General features: G+C 43.1%; 15 protein-coding genes. 5 read left to right on the top strand and 10 right to left on the bottom strand.

What is annotated here, in order from left to right; all coding sequences use genetic code 11:
• Positions 1 to 296: 296 nt before the first annotated feature.
• Positions 297 to 554: a metal-sensitive transcriptional regulator gene (locus tag M1F56_RS07575; RefSeq protein ID WP_000185161.1), complete on the bottom strand. Its 258-nt coding sequence runs from the start codon at positions 552 to 554 to the stop codon at positions 297 to 299.
• 147 nt (positions 555 to 701) lie between these two features.
• On the opposite strand from M1F56_RS07575, the gene M1F56_RS07570 reads away from it, so the two are divergent.
• The 3 genes from M1F56_RS07570 to M1F56_RS07560 are packed head-to-tail and all read left to right on the top strand — an operon-like array spanning position 702 to position 3,239.
• The gene (locus M1F56_RS07570; protein WP_084874277.1) at positions 702 to 1,322 is read left to right on the top strand and encodes a GTP pyrophosphokinase; all 621 of its coding nucleotides are present in this window, start codon (positions 702 to 704) and stop codon (positions 1,320 to 1,322) included.
• Positions 1,323 to 1,331: 9 nt separating this feature from the next.
• Entirely contained in the window at positions 1,332 to 2,006 is a 675-nt protein-coding gene (locus tag M1F56_RS07565; protein WP_247917325.1) for a response regulator transcription factor, read from the top strand.
• Positions 2,007 to 3,239: a sensor histidine kinase gene (locus tag M1F56_RS07560; RefSeq protein WP_247917324.1), complete on the top strand. Its 1,233-nt coding sequence runs from the start codon at positions 2,007 to 2,009 to the stop codon at positions 3,237 to 3,239.
• Between the two features lie 112 nt (positions 3,240 to 3,351).
• On the opposite strand, the gene M1F56_RS07555 is transcribed toward M1F56_RS07560, so the two are convergent.
• The 9 genes from M1F56_RS07555 to M1F56_RS07515 all read right to left on the bottom strand — a co-directional run bounded on the left by M1F56_RS07555 (position 3,352) and on the right by M1F56_RS07515 (position 12,307).
• Positions 3,352 to 4,206 carry a VOC family protein gene (locus tag M1F56_RS07555; RefSeq protein ID WP_247917323.1) on the bottom strand — a complete coding sequence of 285 codons (855 nt, stop codon included), beginning with the start codon at positions 4,204 to 4,206 and terminating at the stop codon, positions 3,352 to 3,354.
• 107 nt (positions 4,207 to 4,313) lie between these two features.
• Positions 4,314 to 5,351: an aldose epimerase family protein gene (locus tag M1F56_RS07550; protein WP_247917322.1), complete on the bottom strand. Its 1,038-nt coding sequence runs from the start codon at positions 5,349 to 5,351 to the stop codon at positions 4,314 to 4,316.
• 146 nt (positions 5,352 to 5,497) lie between these two features.
• Positions 5,498 to 6,493 (bottom strand): tagatose-bisphosphate aldolase, encoded by a 996-nt coding sequence (lacD, locus tag M1F56_RS07545; RefSeq protein WP_247917321.1) that lies wholly within the window; start codon positions 6,491 to 6,493, stop codon positions 5,498 to 5,500.
• Positions 6,494 to 6,503: 10 nt separating this feature from the next.
• On the bottom strand, positions 6,504 to 7,670 hold the full coding sequence (locus M1F56_RS07540) for an SIS domain-containing protein (protein WP_247917320.1): 1,167 nt from the start codon (positions 7,668 to 7,670) through the stop codon (positions 6,504 to 6,506).
• A 228-nt stretch (positions 7,671 to 7,898) separates the two neighbouring features.
• Complete coding sequence (locus tag M1F56_RS07535; RefSeq protein ID WP_000045700.1) at positions 7,899 to 8,303, bottom strand: PTS sugar transporter subunit IIA; 405 nt, start codon at positions 8,301 to 8,303, stop codon at positions 7,899 to 7,901.
• Between the two features lie 3 nt (positions 8,304 to 8,306).
• On the bottom strand, positions 8,307 to 9,128 hold the full coding sequence (locus M1F56_RS07530) for a PTS system mannose/fructose/sorbose family transporter subunit IID (protein ID WP_000185284.1): 822 nt from the start codon (positions 9,126 to 9,128) through the stop codon (positions 8,307 to 8,309).
• Entirely contained in the window at positions 9,115 to 10,020 is a 906-nt protein-coding gene (locus M1F56_RS07525; protein ID WP_000616992.1) for a PTS mannose/fructose/sorbose/N-acetylgalactosamine transporter subunit IIC, read from the bottom strand. Before M1F56_RS07525 ends, M1F56_RS07530 begins: the two co-directional genes overlap by 14 nt.
• Positions 10,021 to 10,046: 26 nt before the next feature.
• On the bottom strand, positions 10,047 to 10,523 hold the full coding sequence (locus M1F56_RS07520) for a PTS sugar transporter subunit IIB (protein ID WP_000156968.1): 477 nt from the start codon (positions 10,521 to 10,523) through the stop codon (positions 10,047 to 10,049).
• Positions 10,520 to 12,307, bottom strand: a complete 1,788-nt coding sequence (locus M1F56_RS07515) for a glycoside hydrolase family 35 protein (RefSeq protein WP_247917319.1) — start codon at positions 12,305 to 12,307, stop codon at positions 10,520 to 10,522. Before M1F56_RS07515 ends, M1F56_RS07520 begins: the two co-directional genes overlap by 4 nt.
• Positions 12,308 to 12,586: 279 nt before the next feature.
• On the opposite strand from M1F56_RS07515, the gene M1F56_RS07510 reads away from it, so the two are divergent.
• Both M1F56_RS07510 and strH read left to right on the top strand, forming a co-directional pair.
• Positions 12,587 to 13,345: a GntR family transcriptional regulator gene (locus tag M1F56_RS07510; protein ID WP_162281877.1), complete on the top strand. Its 759-nt coding sequence runs from the start codon at positions 12,587 to 12,589 to the stop codon at positions 13,343 to 13,345.
• Between the two features lie 294 nt (positions 13,346 to 13,639).
• Positions 13,640 to 17,671, top strand: coding sequence for a family 20 glycosylhydrolase (strH, locus tag M1F56_RS07505; RefSeq protein WP_247917318.1), 4,032 nt, complete (start codon positions 13,640 to 13,642; stop codon positions 17,669 to 17,671).
• Positions 17,672 to 17,717: the final 46 nt, after the last annotated feature.

Here is a 17,717-nt window from a genome sequence, read left to right as displayed (position 1 = left end):
CAAAAGAAGCTGAGCAACAACTCAATTTCAGGAGAAAATGAAGTAATACTCAATGAAAATCAAAGTGCAAACTAGGAAGCTAGCCGCAGGCTGTACTTGAGTACGGCAAGGTGAAGCTGACGTGGTTTGAATTTGATTTTCGAAGAGTATAAATCTCCCCACAATAAAACGCATACTATCAAGGTTTTTCAACACCTGATAGTATGCGTTTTTTAATTTTAAAGACTTTTTACCCAGCTTCTTTTGATTCAAATTAAACTATTCCAATAGCAGAGATCTTTGCAACTCTCATCTCTTTATTTCCGTTTAATCAAGTAGCGGATGGCCTTTTCTAGGCGTTCTTTTTGAGCCTCGGGGTCATCTAGTGGTTGGTTGATGCAGGCGGTGAGATTTTCCGTAATCATCATCTCAATCACGCGCTCAACACTCGATTTCACTGCTGTCAACTGCGTCACAATATCAGCGCAGTCACGATCTTCTTCTATCATCTTTTGAATCCCACGCAACTGCCCCTCTGAACGTTTCAAGCGTGTTATATACTTTGAGTTTGTCATTTCTTTTTCCTTGCTCGATTTTTCTTCATTATATCTCGAATAAGGGGCTTTGTCAAAATTCTCATCCCATCTGTCTTTGTAGGAACTTATCTCATATCTGCGTTTTCATGATATAATAGTAAAAAACTGTTCAGAATGGACGTGCTTATGAATTCTATCTATGGTAGCTGTGAGACCTATTTACCCACCATCTTGCAAACCTTTATTCAAGACATAGAAGAGGCCGCAGCCAATTACAAAAAAGAAACCAACCTCAAACTATATGAGCATTTGCATGCGCGCATCAAAACAGAAAAAAGCATGCGTGAAAAATGCCAACGCAAGGGCCTTCCTCAGACAAGTCAATCTGCTCTTAAAGAAATACGAGATGCTATTGGCGTTCGAATTATCACAGGCTTTACAGATGATATCTACCGCATAGTAGAGTATATTCGCCAGATGCCAAGCATCCATATTTTCAAAGAGAAAGACTATATCCGTCAGGTCAAACCCAACGGCTACCGTTCCTATCATCTGATTCTAGAGGTGACCACTCCCTACCCAGACTGTCTGGGAAATGACCAGGGTACCTATTTTATCGAGATTCAACTGCGCACAATTGCCATGGACTCCTGGGCTAGCCTCGAACACCAGATGAAATACAAGAAAAACATCCAAAATCCTGAGCGAATCACGCGCGAGCTCAAACGTTGTGCCGATGAGCTTGCTTCTTGTGACTTGACCATGCAGACAATTCGTGATTTGATTCAGCGATCTGACCAAGACTAAGGAGAACCTATGAAAATCCTACTTGCCGAAGACGAAACTCAACTGAACCGCGTCATTACCGTAGCCTTAGAACGCGAAGGCTATAGCGTTGATTCTGTTTTTAACGGACAAGACGCTGTCGAAAAGGCTAAATCTAACCACTATCACCTCATGATTTTTGACATCATGATGCCAATTAAAACTGGAATCGAAGCCCTCAAAGAAATTCGCCAGGCAGGCAATACGACTCACGTTATCATGCTGACAGCCATGGCCGAAGTGGATGACCGCGTAACTGGACTTGATGCAGGTGCTGACGACTACTTGACTAAACCTTTCTCGCTCAAGGAGCTCTTGGCTAGACTCCGTTCTACTGCACGCCGCCTGGAAGACTATACCCCGGATACAATCCAATTAGGAAATACCCGCTTGGATATTGATGAACAAGAATTGGCTGCTACAAACAGCATTCGTTTGGGGAAAAAGGAGACCCAACTCTTGACTCTCCTCATCCAGCACGCTAACCAACCCCTCAGTTGTCAACAACTACTAGAGCAGGTATGGCCAGACGAGCTGGGAGAACAGGATCACGAGCTCGTCTTTCTCTATATCTCCTACCTACGCCAAAAACTCCAAAGTGTCCAGTCTAGCTTACAAATACTTGGGGCTGCAGAAGGACCCTTCCAATTGACAGGAGGTGACTAGATGTTTCGAAAACTTCGTATCAAATTTATCGCAACGGCTACTCTTGCCATTGCTCTGATTCTAACCTTCTTTCTAGTCTTGATGAATAGTATCGTCTACACTCAGACGGAGGGTAACATCCACACCGTCCTCTCTATCTTAACCAAGAATGAGGGCGAACTTCCTATTACAGACGAAATCAAAGAAAGTCTGACTGAGAAAAATATCCAAGAAGGGATTGTCTATAATTTTCAATACTTCTCCGTCAGAGAAAAGGAAAATGACTACGCCATCTCCCTTACAAATGTCCAGTCCTTAACTGAGGCTGAAGTCAAAAGTTTTCTCCCAAACATCCTCAAAAAGCAAGAAACTTATGGTTCTATTACTCATAAGGGACGCTATTTTACCTACCAAGTGAGCCAATCTACGACTGGGAAACTACTGGTCTTCTTTGAGACGACTAACTATATCCGAGAACGAGATACCTTACTTCAGGTCTCTATCTGGCTGGCCTTGGCTAGCTTACTCCTCCTCATACTGCTCTTCACCTTGATTTCAGGGATTGTTATTCGTCCTTTTATCAAAAACTATGAAAAACAACGGATGTTTATCACCAATGCAGGACACGAACTCAAAACGCCTCTAGCCATCATTTCGGCCAATACCGAGCTACAGGAGTTAATAGAGGGAGAGACTGAGTGGAGTATTAGCACTAAAGAACAGACGGAACGACTCAACCACCTGATTGGAAGACTCATCCGACTTGCTCGGCTCGAGGAACAAGAGGATATCAAACTAGCTCCTCAAAATATCTCCGTTATCGCTGAAAAGGTTGCCTCAGATTTTGCTCCTCTCTTTACCAGAGAAGATAAAAAATTTAAAAGTTCTATTGAAGCAGACGTTGTAGAAAAAGTAGCCCAAGAAGAATTTTATGAGCTTCTTAGCATCCTTCTTGACAATGCCCGAAAATACTGCGATCCCGCTGGAACGATTCGCTTGACGCTCCAACGCAAAAATTACCTACTACGCAAACGAACTTGCATCACTATTTCTAATGATTATAAGGATGGACAAGCAGTTAATATTAAGCGTTTCTTTGATCGCTTTTATCGTGCAGAGACCTCTCATAACAACCAAACCATATCTGGACACGGAATTGGTCTCTCTATGGCTCAGCATCTCGTCAGTCTATTTAGAGGTAAAATATTTGTCACCTACAAAAAACAGGTGATTACCTTTACAGTCTGGTTATAGCTATAGCTCTTTTACTCTTTATCATTTCATAAAAAGCGAACAAGTCCGCATTCTAAAAACAGAATACGAGCTTGTCCGCCTTTTTCTATGTCTACGATGTGGTTTTCACATCTCATCGTTCCAAGCGAATGCGGGTCACAATGCCGTCTGGGTCTACAAGATCCAACTCACTCAAATTTAACCACTTGATCGGTGCTTCTAGCTCCTGTGCTTGCTTAACGATGGCTAGGAGTTCCTCCTTACTTTCGACCTCAAGGACGTAGTAGGCCAAGCCTGGCAAGCCTTGCTCACGCGGAGCCAGACCTTTTCCAGCCCATTCATTGACAGCCAGGTGGTGATGGTACTGACCAGCCGCTATCCAACTAGCACTAGGAATAGTAAATTTATCCTCTAGCCCCAACACCTTTTGATAAAACTGACTCGCCGCGTGACTATCCTTCACTGATAGGTGGATATGCCCCATTCTCGTCCCTTCAGCTAGGACAAAGGGATCCACCTTTTCCCCTAACTCATAGATATCCTGTGCCGCAAGGGCTTCGGTCACACCGATAATGCGGCCGTCTTCTCGAATATCCCATGAAGACACTGGCTTATCACGGTAGAGTTCAATGCCATCTCCTTCTAAATCCTCTAGATAAAGGGCCTCACTGTATCCATGATCTGCACCCCCGACCAGAGGAATCCGTAAGTCACTTAGGTGTTTCAAGACATCTGCTAAGGCTTTTCGTGTCGGCAACAAAATCGCCAGATGGTAGAGCCCATAATGCTCCCTTACTTCACCATCCTTTTCGGCCTGAATCAAGTGAACCAAGGCTTTTTTACCAAGTCCCAAAATCGCTTCTGTCTCCGTTTGCGATAAAATCTCCAAGCCAATAATCTGGTGATAAAAAGCCGTTTGACTCGTCACATCCTTGACATTTAAAACCGCCTCTGCTAGGTAAATATGGCTTTTGTAAGCATAAGTCATAGGGTGTCTCCTTTTTGTTGTAACTTCATATATTACATCAATTATACACTATTGAGATAAAATGTCAACGAAGACAACTCAAAAGAGCTGGAACCCAGCTCTTCTTTTTATTTAACAACAAGCTCGTAGCGAGTTTTGCTGGTAAAGGTTTGCCCCGCTTTGAGAATGACTTGGTCTTTGAGGTCACTGTGAATGACATCTGGTAAGGCCTGCGCTTCAAGGGCAATCCCATTATGCTGTACCATTGGCTGGCCTCCTATGATGACACTCTCATCCACAAAGTTTGCAGTGTAGACCACAAAGCAAGGGGCCTCTGTCTTGAAAAGCAGGAAACGACCTGAGTTTTGGTCATAAAGGAAACCAGCATTATCATGACCGGTAGGAAGAGCAAATGGGTGATCCAAACCAGATACCAACTGGATTTGCTCATCGTCCTCTGCAAAGATATCCTTGAGCAAGGCACCATTGTAGATGTGTCTCACCACATCGCGATCAGCATCTGGAGTTTTTGCTGGCACACCGTCCGGAGCAATTGGGTAAATTCCCTCCGTATTTAGCTGAAAGACATGACGGTCAATTGTCTGCGTAAAATCACCAGACAAGTTGAAGTAGCTGTGATTAGTTGGATTGACCAGCGTATCCTGATCGGTCGTTACCTTGTAGCTGACTTCGTAGGCACCTGTTTCTTCCAAGTGGTAGCTAATCCAAATCTTAAGATTACCAGGAAATCCTCCTGTCCCGTCTGTACGTTCTGTGTAGAGAGTCAAGCCATGGTCGCTCACCTCGACCAATTCAAACAAGCTCGAATCCCAGCCTGTTGAACCACTGTGGTTACAGTTGCTAGCATTATTGACTTCAAGGTCATAGGTCTTGCCATTGAGCTCAAATGTCGCACCTGCAATACGGCCCGCTACAGGACCTACACTTGCTCCATGCTTGGGACTATTGCCTACATAGCTAGCAAAATCATCAAATCCTAGGATAACATTAGCAAAATTCCCAGCCTTGTCAGGTGTGACATAGCGCAAGATGGTCGCACCATAAGTCATAACTTCAAGCTGGTAACCACCATCAGTCTCAAAGCGATAAGCCAAGACATCCTTGCCCTCATGATTTCCAAATACACGCTCTGTGTATGCTTTCATTCTTCTCTCCTTTGATCCATTTCTCTTAAGTAAACAAACCATAGAAAGTGTATTTACCATCTATGGTTGTAGTTTCTATTTTCAGAATCCTTTGTCAGAAAATCTTAAGAATCTTCTTAACAAAAGGGAATTCTTCTATTCTTGCTTTATGCTTCTACACGTTCAGTCCATGAAGTCGCTGTTTTTTGAAGAACCTTATTGAGTTCGTCAATGTTCTCAAATCCAGTTGTGCGAAGCCATTCACGAGCTGCTGCTTCACTGTCTTTGATGTAAGCTTCAACTGATCCTGCCCAGGTTGCACGGCCACAAAGAACGCCGTTGAAGTTTGCGCCTGATTCGTGGGCAAAGACAAGCGTTTCTTGGAAGAGTTTAGCTGATACACCAGCACTCAAGTAGATGTATGGTAAGTTCGTTGCTTCATCTTGTGCTTTGAAGAAGGCTGCTGCTTCTTCGCGTGTATGAACGATTTCTCCATCACCAAAGCCTTCAACGTATTTGACGTTGACTGGAACTTCCACTTTCAAGACATCGATGTTGAAGCGTGGGTCTGAGAAGACCTTCATGGCACCGATAACCTTGTGGGGTTTCACCTTTGCGTATTCTGCAGAGCCTGCGTCAGCGATTTTTTCATCGTAAGCCAAGATTTCAAGGAAGAATGGAATGTCTTCCGCCACACACTCAGAACCGATACGTTCGATGTAGGCTTGTTTTTGTTGGTTGAGTTCGTCAGAACTGTCTACATCGTAGTAAAGCAAGAATTTGACTGCATCTGCACCTTGTTCTTTAATGCGTTTGGCAGACCAAACATCCAAGCAGTCTGGCAAGCGTTTGGTGCTAGTTGTGTCGTAGCCAGTTTTCTCATAGGCAAGGAGAAGACCAGCATTTGGAGCAAGCGCTTTTGTAGCTGGAAGTCCATACTCAGGGTCAAGGAGCATAGATGATGCGTATTTTGTCAATTCATCAGCTACCAAGACCTTGAGTTCTTCCATTTGAGCGACGGTTGGCTCTTCTGTTTGGTATTGAGCCATGAGGCGTTTCAAAGCACCACGTTGGTCAAAGGCAAGAGCTGAGATAATACCATTCTCGTCAGAGAGTTTTTGTAAGCAAGCTACTTTTTTGGGACTTAATTGTAATTTACTCATAGATACTTCCTTATTTTTGATAGTCATGAATGATAACGCCTTGTACCACACGGTTTACTGTACCTGTAGGAGACGGTGTATCTGGTTTGTTTTCCACTTTGAGCGAAGTCAAAAGGGCAAAGAGTTGGGCATAAACGATATAAGGGAAGACACGGTAAATGTCATTCAAAACTCCGCCACAGCCAAGAGCCACTTCTTTGACATTTTCAAGACCAAAGGCTTGATCACTCAAAAGCACAACACGACGAGCAATCTGATCACCAGCCACTTCACGAACCAAGTCCAAATCGTACTTGCGAGTGTAGTCTGTCGTTGTGCCAAAGACCAAAACAACTGTATCTTCGTTGATCAATGATTTTGGACCGTGACGGAAGCCGACTGGGCTTTCATACATAGTCGCCACTTGACCAGCTGTTAATTCCAAAATCTTGAGCTGAGCTTCATGAGCAAGTCCAAAGAAAGGACCAGCACCCAGGTAGATGACACGATTAAAGTCTAGGTCAACTAGCTCTTTAACATCTTCTGCCTTGTCTAGAACTTTACGCGCAAGGCTAGCCACAACTTCAAAACGTTCAGCTTTAACAGCAAATTCTGTCGGGTCAAAAACCAAGAGTGCTGTCAACATCATAGATGTAAAGCTAGAAGTCATCGCAAATCCAGCATCATTAGAGGCAGCTGGTTGCAAGAGCAAGAGATTGCGGTCATCGCCATGAGCTTGAAGAGCCAATTTCCCTTCTGCAGCACATGTAATGGTCACTTGATAGAGGTCATCAACCAAGGCTTTAGCCAAATCAACGGTTGCCACACTTTCAGGTGAATTTCCGCTACGAGCAAAGGAAACAAGGACAGTCGCCACATCTTTTTTCAAATAAGTTTCTGGATTGGCAACGATATCTGTTGTCGCAATGGAATTGAAATTCCATTTGCGTTCGTCATAGACTTCCTTAAAGTAAGGCACCAAGGTATCTCCCACATAAGCAGAAGTACCAGCACCCGTCAAGATGACCTTGATATAGTCATGCTTATCAGCGATCCCTTGCAGAAAGGCTGCAATTTCTTCTCGTTTTGCTTGATAAGCTTCAAAAGCCTCTTTCCATACGTCAGGCTGTTGGTAGATCTCACGAGTCGTGATTTCTGCACCCAGTTCAAGTAATTCTTCTTTTGTGTAATTTAGCATAGAGTTCCTCTAATCTATTATTGTTTCATTCCTATTGAAAATATGGGAACGGGATTGACTCCCATTCCCATGTATATTCTATACAAGCTGTTCTAACGGTTTTCACGTTGTCACATCTTATCGAATTGAGTTCCAACTAAAATCTTGGGGAAAAAGACCGATTATCATCGGAGCATCGCTCCATCCTCCTCTCGCCTATTTTCCCTGTGATTTTCACGTTGTCACGTCTTATTCATCTTCGTCATCATCGAAGCCAGCTAACAGGTCATTGACTTTTACGATGCTTTCTGCAGCACGGCTCTTGTAGTCCGCATCTGCACCTGTAAGGCTCGCATTGATAAATTCAATCACCATTGGAAGATTCATCCCTGCGTAGAGTTCAATGTCGCGACCTTCCATAATCAAACGGCTTACCACGTTACAAGGTGTTCCGCCGAGAAGGTCCGCAAAGACTAGGAAATCATCCAATCCTTCGATAGCAGCTTCAAATTTTGCAGTAAATTCTTCTGGACCATCTTCTGGAAGAAGAGCCACTGCATGAATGTTGTCCTGTGGACCCATGATCATTTCTGTGCTACCTTTAAGTTCTTCACAGAAACGACCATGACTCACCAAAATTAATGATTTACTCATAAATTATGCGCCCATTCCAAGCAAGAATTTACCGATGAATGAAAGACCTACTGCAAGAACGATAATGATACCGATCGCTTTAGTAGAGTTCATACCTTTCTTACCAAGCAACCAGAAGATAAAGGCAGTAAAGATTGCTGGAAGCAAGCGTGGGAAGATTGAGTTCAAGATGTCTTGGAAGTCAATCATCTTTTCACCGATCGGCAATTTGTAAGAAATGTCAAAGTTGATCATTGTTGCTACAAGAGCACCCATCATGAAGACACCAAGTACAGATGCAGCGTCAATCAAAGCTGTCAAGGTACTTTGCATGTTGTTGATAAGGTTAACCCCTTCTTTGTAGGCAAATTCCAATTGTTTCCAACGGAAGATGTCATAAGCAACTGCAACTGCGATCCAAAGGAAGATACCCCATGGTTGGCCAGCGATAGCCATAGTTGCTGCGATAGATCCCATGATAGCAGGTACAAGTGAACCAAAGATAGTATCTCCAAGAGGAGCGAATGGTCCCATCAAACCTGTCTTGATACCGTTAACGGCATCTTTTGAACCCACACCATCTTTTTCTTCCATGGCAAGGTCAAAACCAGCGATAATTGTGTGGAAGAATGGTGAAGTATTGAAGAATTGAGTATGAACTTTCATCATTTCTTTCAATTCAGGAGTTCCATCCCCATACATTTTACGCAATTGAGGCAAGATCATGTAAAGGTAACCAGAAGCTTGCATACGTTCGTAGTTCCAACCTAATTGGAAAGTAAACAAGCTACGTTTGTTGATTTGATTAAAATCTTCTTTTGTAAGTTTGTAATTAGAATTCGTCATCTTCGATTTCCCCACTTTCTGATGGTGTAGAAGGTGCTGCTACAGCTACTTTTTGGCTGTTCTTAAAGTGAACAACTGCAAGGAAGATACCTACGATAGAAACACCGATCATAGACAAACCTTTGAAGTTGTTAGCAAAGCCAATCTTTTCAGCAACATCAGCAGGAAGAGTACCAAGGATACCCGCAACAGCTCCACCAAGACCTGTTACATATGAGTAAAGAACAGTCAACATAGCTGTCAAACCAAATCCCATTGCAAGGTAGTGAAGGTTACGTTTAACTGGAAGGTAACGAAGCAAGATTGCAAATCCAAGACCTGGAAGCATACGACCTGCAAGTGTCAAACCATCTGCAATCCATTGATATTCTTTAACAAGGTCTACTACTGATTGTACGAAAGCACCACCAAAAGCAAGAGCGAAGAATACTGGAAGGGCACGAGAAAGAGCCCAAGGCACTGCACCAAGTAGGTAGTTGCGTTCGATACCTTTGTAGTCAAAGCGTTCGATCGCAGCATCAATACGGTGTGCAAAGAAAGTAGTTGTCATACGTCCAAGAACGTCGAAGTATGTCAAAAGTGCTGCTACTGGTACAGCGATTGTTGTGATCGCAAGATCTGTATCAATACCTTGAGAGATAGAGAATGCTGTTGCAAGAACCGCACCAGAAGTTGCGTCGATACGAGAAGCACCACCGAAGGTACCAACCCCGAGAACGAACAACTGCAAGCTACCACCGATAAACAAACCAGTTGTCACATCTCCCATGATCAAACCAGTAATAAAACCAGCGAATACAGGGGAACCTGCAGATGAAACGATTGTCAACTCATCACAGATTTGATAAGCTGAGTACAAAGTGAGAAGTAAAATTTGCCACCATTGTATCATAACAATGACCTCCTAAAAATTTTTTCCTATTTTAATAAGCTCAAAAAGTCTGAAACTGGATCATTTGGAACCATTTGAGCAGTGAGTTTCACACCTTTTTCTGCTAGTTTGTGGAAATCTTCCACATCCTTGTCTACCACGTTGATAGAACGTGTGATAGAGCGAGTTTCTGGTGTTTGAGACATATTGCCGACGTTGAGTGTTTCAAGCGGAACACCTGCTTCGACCAAACCAAGGAAACGGTCTGGTTTACGTGCAACGATAAAGAGACGTTGGCTATCGTATTTACCAGCAAGGATATTTGCTGCTGCTTTCTCAACTGGCAAGATACTGAGTTTCACACCTGGTGGTGTCGCAAGCTTCAAACCACTCTTTTCGATGTCGTTGTTAACAACTTCGTCGTCTACAACCATAATGCGTGAAACATTTAGTTTTCCAGCCCAAAGATTGGCTACTTGACCGTGGATCAAACGTCCATCGATACGGCATCCTACAATTGTCATAAGTTTTCCCCCTTTATGTTTTTTAGTGTAGGTTTACGAGTTAAATGAATCTCTTCTTTATATTCGCCCTCAGTTTCAAAGATGATGATGCGGTTCGCACCTTCCTTGAGATAACAATGAGGGATATAAAGTGAGAGGGTCGGGCCGACGTTCCAGAAACGCCCTAGGTGGCGCCCGTTGACAAAGGCAACGCCCTTACCAAACTCAGACAAGTCTAAGTAGGTATCCTTCGGCTCTTCAACGGTGAAGTCGAAAGCGTAAAAGGCTGGTTGTCCTTCTGTCCATCCTTTTGAAAAATCAATTTTCTCAGGATTATCCAGTGGTAGTGGATATTGTTTCCAATTCAGTAAGAAATGTAGATCCTTGCAGACACCTGTACGAATTCCTTTACGCTGCGTATCTGCCAAGAACTTATGTCCGTAGTTGACACGCCCCATATTTTCGATCAAGATGTCAATCTCTGAAAAGCCTTCTCGGTTACCCTGACAGTAGATGTCTTCACCAATCTCTGTCTGGTATTGAGTAGCAATCCATTGACCATCTACAAAGAGTTGAGCTCGGTCACGTCCATCAATGATACGGAGACGTTCCTCTTCTGCATCCCAACTTGCTTCAGTACGATAGAGAAGGTAGCCATAGCTTTGACCAAGTTCTTCCATTGCTTTTGGATAGAGGCTTTCAGTAGGACTAGAGAGACTATCCAGAGTTTCAAACAAGGAAACTTTTTCGACCAATGGAATGGACCCTATCTCCATGCTTTCCTTATAGAGTGGTTCCAACTGTGGATACTCTGGGAAGTGTGTTGCCATCATCTTCTTGACTGCTAGGTATTTAGCAGTTGGATTTCCTTCTTCATCCAGAAGGGCATCATAGTCGTAAGATGTGACTTGTGGCAAATCCAGAGTTCCTCGAGCCGAACAACCATTCATGAAACCAAAGTTTGTTCCACCATGGAACATGTAAAGGTTGATAGAGCCTTGCTCCAATACCTCTCGAACAGCTTCTGCCAATTCTTTAGGATCCCGTGTGATGATGGGTTCTTTCCAACGGTTGAACCAACCATCCCAGAATTCCATACACATGAGGGGCCATTTCTTGCCATGCTCATCAAAGAATTCCTGCATCTGTGAAAAGTTGTAAGGAGCCTTAGAACCGAAGTTTCCTGTCACAAAGAGGTCATCTTCGATCAAGGTTCCGGCTTTCAGAGTAGCCCTCCATGGACCATCTGAAGTAAAGAGTGGGCAATCAATCCCTCGTTCTTCCATCAATTTTCGAATTGCTCGTAGATAAGACTTATCTTCTCCATAAGAGCCATATTCATTTTCGACTTGCATCATGAGAATGTTTCCGCCATTATCCAACAGACGAGGTACAAGCCTCGGCAATAATTGGTCATAATAGCGAGCAACCGCCTCGATGTAGGCCGGGTCGGACGAGCGGATTCGCATGTCCTTGGTCAAGAGCCAAGCCGGCAAGCCACCAAATTCCCATTCCGCACAGATAAATGGAGACGGGCGTACAATGGCATAGAGACCCAAATCTTGTGCTATTTGAAGAAACCTCTCCAAATTTCTGGCACCTTCAAAATCAAATTCCCCTTCAACGGGTTCATGTAAATTCCAAGCTACATAGGTCTCAACTGTATTAAAGCCAAGCGCCTTTAAGTTGTAGAGAGAATGATACCAATCCTCTGCTGGAATCCTAAAATAATGAATGGCGCCAGACAAAATCTTGAACGGCTTCCCATCTAAATAGAAATCGTCCTCAATTTTAAATCTTGTCATGTTACCACCTCTGACGAATTAAGTTTGCGCTTTCATTTATTATAATATTAAATATAATCAAATCTTTTGCATTTGTCAATAGGTTTTAGAAAATTCTTTAAAATTTTTCTATTTTTTTACTTACCATTTACCAAAATTATCTAAAAATAGCATGAAAGCGATATTTTAATGTATGATAATTCACAAGGTTATAAAATGGAATTTTTTACATGTAACATAACATTTTTAGTCTATTATTTTAATTTTTTTTACCTAAATACTACTATTTTGTCTGTATTTATGGTAGAATCAAAATTGGAGAAAGAGAATCGAGGTGAAATTATGGCTATTCCAAAATACCAATATATTAAAGATGAATTAAAAAACAAAATCATCTCTGGTCAATTTGCAAGTGGAGATAAATTTTATACAGAAGCAGAATTGATCGCGATGTATGATGTTAGTTCAATCACTGTTGTGCGTGCTTTGAATGACCTTGCAAAAGACGGCTATATTGTCCGCCAACAAGGGAAAGGGACTTTTGTTTCTCGTGCCCGCAAGCACAAACTCGTTGAATTTTCAGATGTCGAAATCTTTGAAACAAAAGATGATAAAGTTACTGTCCTTTCTATCGAGCGCGGAAACAAGCTTGAATACCTAGAGAAGCTTGGATTACGTGGAGATCAGTTCTACTACAAAATTGAACGTACCCGTCAAACAAATGGCGTAACTTACATCTACCACACATCTTATATTCCTGAACAATACATCAATGCCAACTATCCAAATCTTGACTATTATAGTTCTATCTATAAACGCTTCAAATTGGATTACCGCATTCACATGAACGATGAACATTTTGAGGAAATCAATGAAATCGCATTTCCAACACCAGAGCATGTTGCTTCTGTACTTGGAATCGATACGCAATTTCCAACTGTCTTCCAAACGAAGACTACTAAACTTGAGGCTACTGGCCAAGTCCTCGCCTATAGTGAAACGTATAAGCGAGCAGACTACTACAAAATTAAATTCCTCTCATGTAATCGAGGTCATTAAGAGAAAGCTTGAGCCCAGCTCAGGCTTTTTCTATATTCATTATAGCACGAGAAAGAGGTTGTGAGAACGCTATGAAGGGTTCTTATTTAATTAGTAGCGTTTTTACTAAAAACAAGTTAAATATTCGCTTTCTCTTTCTTATTTCTGGAAATAATTTTCTTCTAAATCTTATGATTTCCTCTATTTATTATAGTTCTTATATAAACCCACTTGACATTTTACTCCTTAGATAATAAAATAAAATCGGTTTTATGTAAACGCTATCATACATAATAATAACAAGGAGGTTTTGTCATGAAACTAGAAAAGAAACAGCGCTTCTCCATCCGTAAATACGCGGCTGGGGCAGCTTCTGTACTGATAGGATTTGCTTTTAGCGCACAAGTCGTATCTGCTGACGGGATTGCTCCAGCTCCAACAGCTGAGGAAACTGTTCAAACTATTCAGGAGAGTCCTCAAGCAGGCAAAGAAGCTGTAGACTCCAAGGTTCCAGAAAAACTGGAAGAAAAGGCTGACAAGCCTGTAAAAGAGGAGGTCAAAGAAGACAAGGAGGCTCCTCGAACAGTTGCTCCAAAAACAGAAGAGTCAAGCGCACCAGTTGTGACAGAAAATGCTACTCCAACTCCTACTGCCGAGAAAGAGAGTCCTGCCCCAGCTGAAACTCCTGCCGAAAGTACTCCTTCAGAAAAGAAAAATGAAGCCGTCACACCTGCAGTGGCCACTCCTAGCACTGAACGTGTATCTCAAGTAAATGAAAAACTGGCTAAAAGAAAAATGATCTCAATTGATGCTGGACGCAAGTACTTTTCTCCAGATCAACTCAAAGAAATCATCGACAAAGCCAAACACTACGGTTATACTGATCTTCATCTACTAGTTGGAAATGATGGCATGCGTTTCATGCTAGACGATATGACGATCAAAGCCAATGGTAAAACCTATGCAAGCGACGATGTCAAACGTGCACTCGAAAATGGAACTGATGCCTACTACAAGGATCCAAACGGCAACCATTTGACAGAGAGTCAGATGACGGACTTGATTAACTACGCTAAAAACAAAGGCATTGGTCTCATCCCAACTGTAAACAGCCCCGGTCACATGGATGCGATTTTGCATGCAATGAAAGAACTAGGCATCCAAAAACCGAACTTCAACTACTTTGGTAAGGAATCTGCTCGTACCGTTGACCTGGATAACAAAGAAGCTGTTGAGTTTACCAAAGCCCTGATCGACAAGTATGCTGCATACTTTGCTGGAAAAACTGATATTTTCAATATCGGACTAGACGAGTACGCCAATGATGCTACAGATGCCAAAGGCTGGAGCGTTCTTCAGGCCTATAAATGGTATCCAGAAGATGGATTCCCTGACAAGGGTTATGATAAATTCATCGCCTACGCAAACGACCTTGCTCGAATCGTTAAATCTCACGGTCTCAAACCAATGGCCTTTAACGATGGTATCTACTACAATAGTGATACTAGCTTTGGAACCTTTGACAAAGACATCATCGTTTCTATGTGGACTGGTGGATGGGGCGGATACGACGTCGCTTCTTCTAAACTTTTAGTTGAAAAAGGCCACCAAATTCTTAATACCAACGATGCTTGGTACTATGTTCTCGGACGAAATGCCGACGGCCAAGGCTGGTACAACCTGGACCAAGGACTCAATGGTATCAAGAACACTCCAATCACTTCTGTACCAAAATCTGATGGGGCTACTATCCCATTCATCGGGGGTATGGTAGCTGCTTGGGCGGACACCCCATCTGCACGCTATTCACCATCACGCCTCTTCAAACTCATGCGCAGCTTCGCAAATGCCAATGCTGAATACTTCGCAGCTGACTATGAGTCTGCTGAGCAAGCCCTGAAAGAAGTCCCAACAGACCTTAACCGCTACACTGCAGAAAGTGTCGCAGCTGTAAAAGAAGCTGAAAAAGCCATTCGCTCACTTGATAGCAACCTCAGCCGTGCCCAACAAGACACCATCGACCAAGCAATCGCAAAACTCCAAGAAGCTGTAAGCAATTTGACCTTCACACCAGAAGCTCAAAAAGAAGAAGACGCGAAACGCGAAGTTGAAAAACTTGCCAAGAACAAGGTAATTTCTATCGATGCTGGACGTAAGTACTTCACACTCGACCAACTCAAACGCATCGTAGACAAGGCGAGCGAACTCGGCTACTCTGATGTGCATCTTCTCCTAGGAAATGATGGACTTCGCTTCCTCCTTGATGACATGACCATCACAGCTAACGGAAAAACTTATGCAAGTGACGATGTCAAAAATGCCATCATTGAAGGAACAAAAGCTTACTACGATGATCCAAACGGAACCACTCTTAGTCAGACTGAAATCACTGAATTGATTGAGTACGCAAAATCAAAAGGTATCGGACTCATCCCAGCGATCAACAGCCCAGGTCACATGGATGCCATGCTCGTTGCTATGGAAAAATTAGGCATCGCAAACCCTCAAGCTAATTTTGATAAAGTCTCCAAAACAACCATGGACCTCGAAAACGAAGAGGCGATGAACTTTGTTAAAGCCCTCATCGGTAAGTACATGGACTTCTTTGCAGGCAAGACTAAGATCTTCAACTACGGTACAGACGAATATGCCAATGATGCTACCAACGCCCAAGGCTGGTACTACCTCAAATGGTATGGACTCTATGGCAAGTTTGCTGAGTACTCTAACACCCTTGCTGCCATGGCCAAAGAAAGAGGCCTTCAACCAATGGCCTTCAACGATGGTTTCTACTATGAAGACAAGGATGATGTTGAGTTTGACAAGGATGTCATCATCTCTTACTGGTCTAAAGGATGGTGGGGTTACAACCTTGCATCTCCTCAGTACCTGGCAAGCAAAGGCTACAAATTCCTTAACACCAACGGAGACTGGTACTACATTCTCGGTCAAAAACCTGAAGATGGTGGCGGTTTCCTCAAAAAAGCAATTGAAAACACTAAAAAAACACCATTTAACCAGCTTGCATCTACCAAATATCCTGAGGTAGACCTTCCAACCGTCGGAAGCATGCTCGCTATCTGGGCAGACAAACCAAGTGCTGAGTACAAGGAAGAAGAAATCTTTGAACTCATGACTGCCTTTGCAGACCATAACAAAGACTACTTCCGCGCTAACTACAATGCCCTCCGTGAGGAACTTGCTCAAATCCCTGCAAACTTAGATGGATACAGCGAGGAAAGCTTGGAGGCCCTAAATACAGCTAAAGAAGCTCTCAACTACAACCTCAACCGTAATAAACAAGCCGAGTTAGACGCTCTCGTAGCCAAACTCAAGGCAGCCCGCCTAGGCCTTAAACCAGCAGCAACCCACTCAGGAAGCCTCGATGAAAATGAACTAGCTGCCAATGTTGAAACCAAACCGGAACTCATCACAAGAGCAGAAAAGATTCCTTTTGAGGTTATCAAAAAAGAAAATCCGAACCTCCCAGCTAAGCAAGAAAAGATTGTCACACCAGGTGTAGAGGGCGAACGCACTCATTACATATCTGTCCTTACTGAAAATGGGAAACAAACAGAAACGGTTCTAGATAGCCAAGTAACCAAAGAACCTGTGACCCAAGTGGTTGAAATCGGCGCCCCTATTACTCACAAAGGGGATGAACACGGTCTTGCCCCAGCCACAGAGGCAAAACCTAGACTGGACATCCAAGAGGAAGAGATTCCTTTCACTACCGTAACACGTGAAAATCCACTCTTGCTCAAAGGGAAGACTCAAGTCCTTACCAAAGGTGTTAACGGTCGTCGCAGTCATTACTACTCTGTAAGCACTACTGCTGATGGCAAAGAAGTGAAGACTCTTGTCGATAGCCTTGTAACGCAAGAAGCAGTGACACAAGTCATTGAAGTCGGAACCCTTGTTACCCATGTAGGGGATGAACACGGTCTTGCCCCAGTTGCAGAAGCAAAACCTAGACTAGACATCCAAGAAGAAGAGATTCCTTTCACTACCGTGACACGTGAAAATCCGCAATTGCCAAAAGGACAAAGTCAAGTCGTCGTTTCCGGAGTAAATGGTCGCCGTACCGTCTTCTACTCTGTTAGCACTACTGCTGACGGCAAGGAAGAAAGAACCCTTGTCAATAGTGCGGTATCACAGGAAGCGGTCGCTCAAGTTGTCGAAGTCGGAACTGCCGTTGAGAAAACTGAGCAAGCTGAAGCAACTACTAGCAAAGCAGATGAAAAACAACTCCCTGCAACAGGAAGTCAAGACTCTGCAGGCTTGGTCGCAGCAGGACTCATGGCCGCGCTAGCAGCTTACGGGCTCACTAAGAAAAAAGAAGATTAACCCCCTTAGACAAGCATATAAAAAAGCGAGATTCAATCTCGCTTTT

The organism is Streptococcus oralis, assembly GCF_023109005.1.
GTDB lineage: Bacteria > Bacillota > Bacilli > Lactobacillales > Streptococcaceae > Streptococcus > Streptococcus oralis_BU.
The sequence above is the reverse complement of the archived record's forward strand: the minus strand, read 5'-3'. Positions and strand labels throughout refer to the sequence as shown.

Excerpts from the sequence above, each read along its gene's own strand:
- M1F56_RS07575 (WP_000185161.1), bottom strand. The coding sequence starts at position 554 with ATGACAAACTCAAAGTATATAACACGCTTGAAACGTTCAGAGGGGCAG.
- M1F56_RS07570 (WP_084874277.1), top strand. The coding sequence starts at position 702 with ATGAATTCTATCTATGGTAGCTGTGAGACCTATTTACCCACCATCTTG.
- M1F56_RS07565 (WP_247917325.1), top strand. The coding sequence starts at position 1,332 with ATGAAAATCCTACTTGCCGAAGACGAAACTCAACTGAACCGCGTCATT.
- M1F56_RS07560 (WP_247917324.1), top strand. The coding sequence starts at position 2,007 with ATGTTTCGAAAACTTCGTATCAAATTTATCGCAACGGCTACTCTTGCC.
- M1F56_RS07555 (WP_247917323.1), bottom strand. The coding sequence starts at position 4,206 with ATGACTTATGCTTACAAAAGCCATATTTACCTAGCAGAGGCGGTTTTA.
- M1F56_RS07550 (WP_247917322.1), bottom strand. The coding sequence starts at position 5,351 with ATGAAAGCATACACAGAGCGTGTATTTGGAAATCATGAGGGCAAGGAT.
- lacD (WP_247917321.1), bottom strand. The coding sequence starts at position 6,493 with ATGAGTAAATTACAATTAAGTCCCAAAAAAGTAGCTTGCTTACAAAAA.
- M1F56_RS07540 (WP_247917320.1), bottom strand. The coding sequence starts at position 7,670 with ATGCTAAATTACACAAAAGAAGAATTACTTGAACTGGGTGCAGAAATC.
- M1F56_RS07535 (WP_000045700.1), bottom strand. The coding sequence starts at position 8,303 with ATGAGTAAATCATTAATTTTGGTGAGTCATGGTCGTTTCTGTGAAGAA.
- M1F56_RS07530 (WP_000185284.1), bottom strand. The coding sequence starts at position 9,128 with ATGACGAATTCTAATTACAAACTTACAAAAGAAGATTTTAATCAAATC.
- M1F56_RS07525 (WP_000616992.1), bottom strand. The coding sequence starts at position 10,020 with ATGATACAATGGTGGCAAATTTTACTTCTCACTTTGTACTCAGCTTAT.
- M1F56_RS07520 (WP_000156968.1), bottom strand. The coding sequence starts at position 10,523 with ATGACAATTGTAGGATGCCGTATCGATGGACGTTTGATCCACGGTCAA.
- M1F56_RS07515 (WP_247917319.1), bottom strand. The coding sequence starts at position 12,307 with ATGACAAGATTTAAAATTGAGGACGATTTCTATTTAGATGGGAAGCCG.
- M1F56_RS07510 (WP_162281877.1), top strand. The coding sequence starts at position 12,587 with ATGGTAGAATCAAAATTGGAGAAAGAGAATCGAGGTGAAATTATGGCT.
- strH (WP_247917318.1), top strand. The coding sequence starts at position 13,640 with ATGAAACTAGAAAAGAAACAGCGCTTCTCCATCCGTAAATACGCGGCT.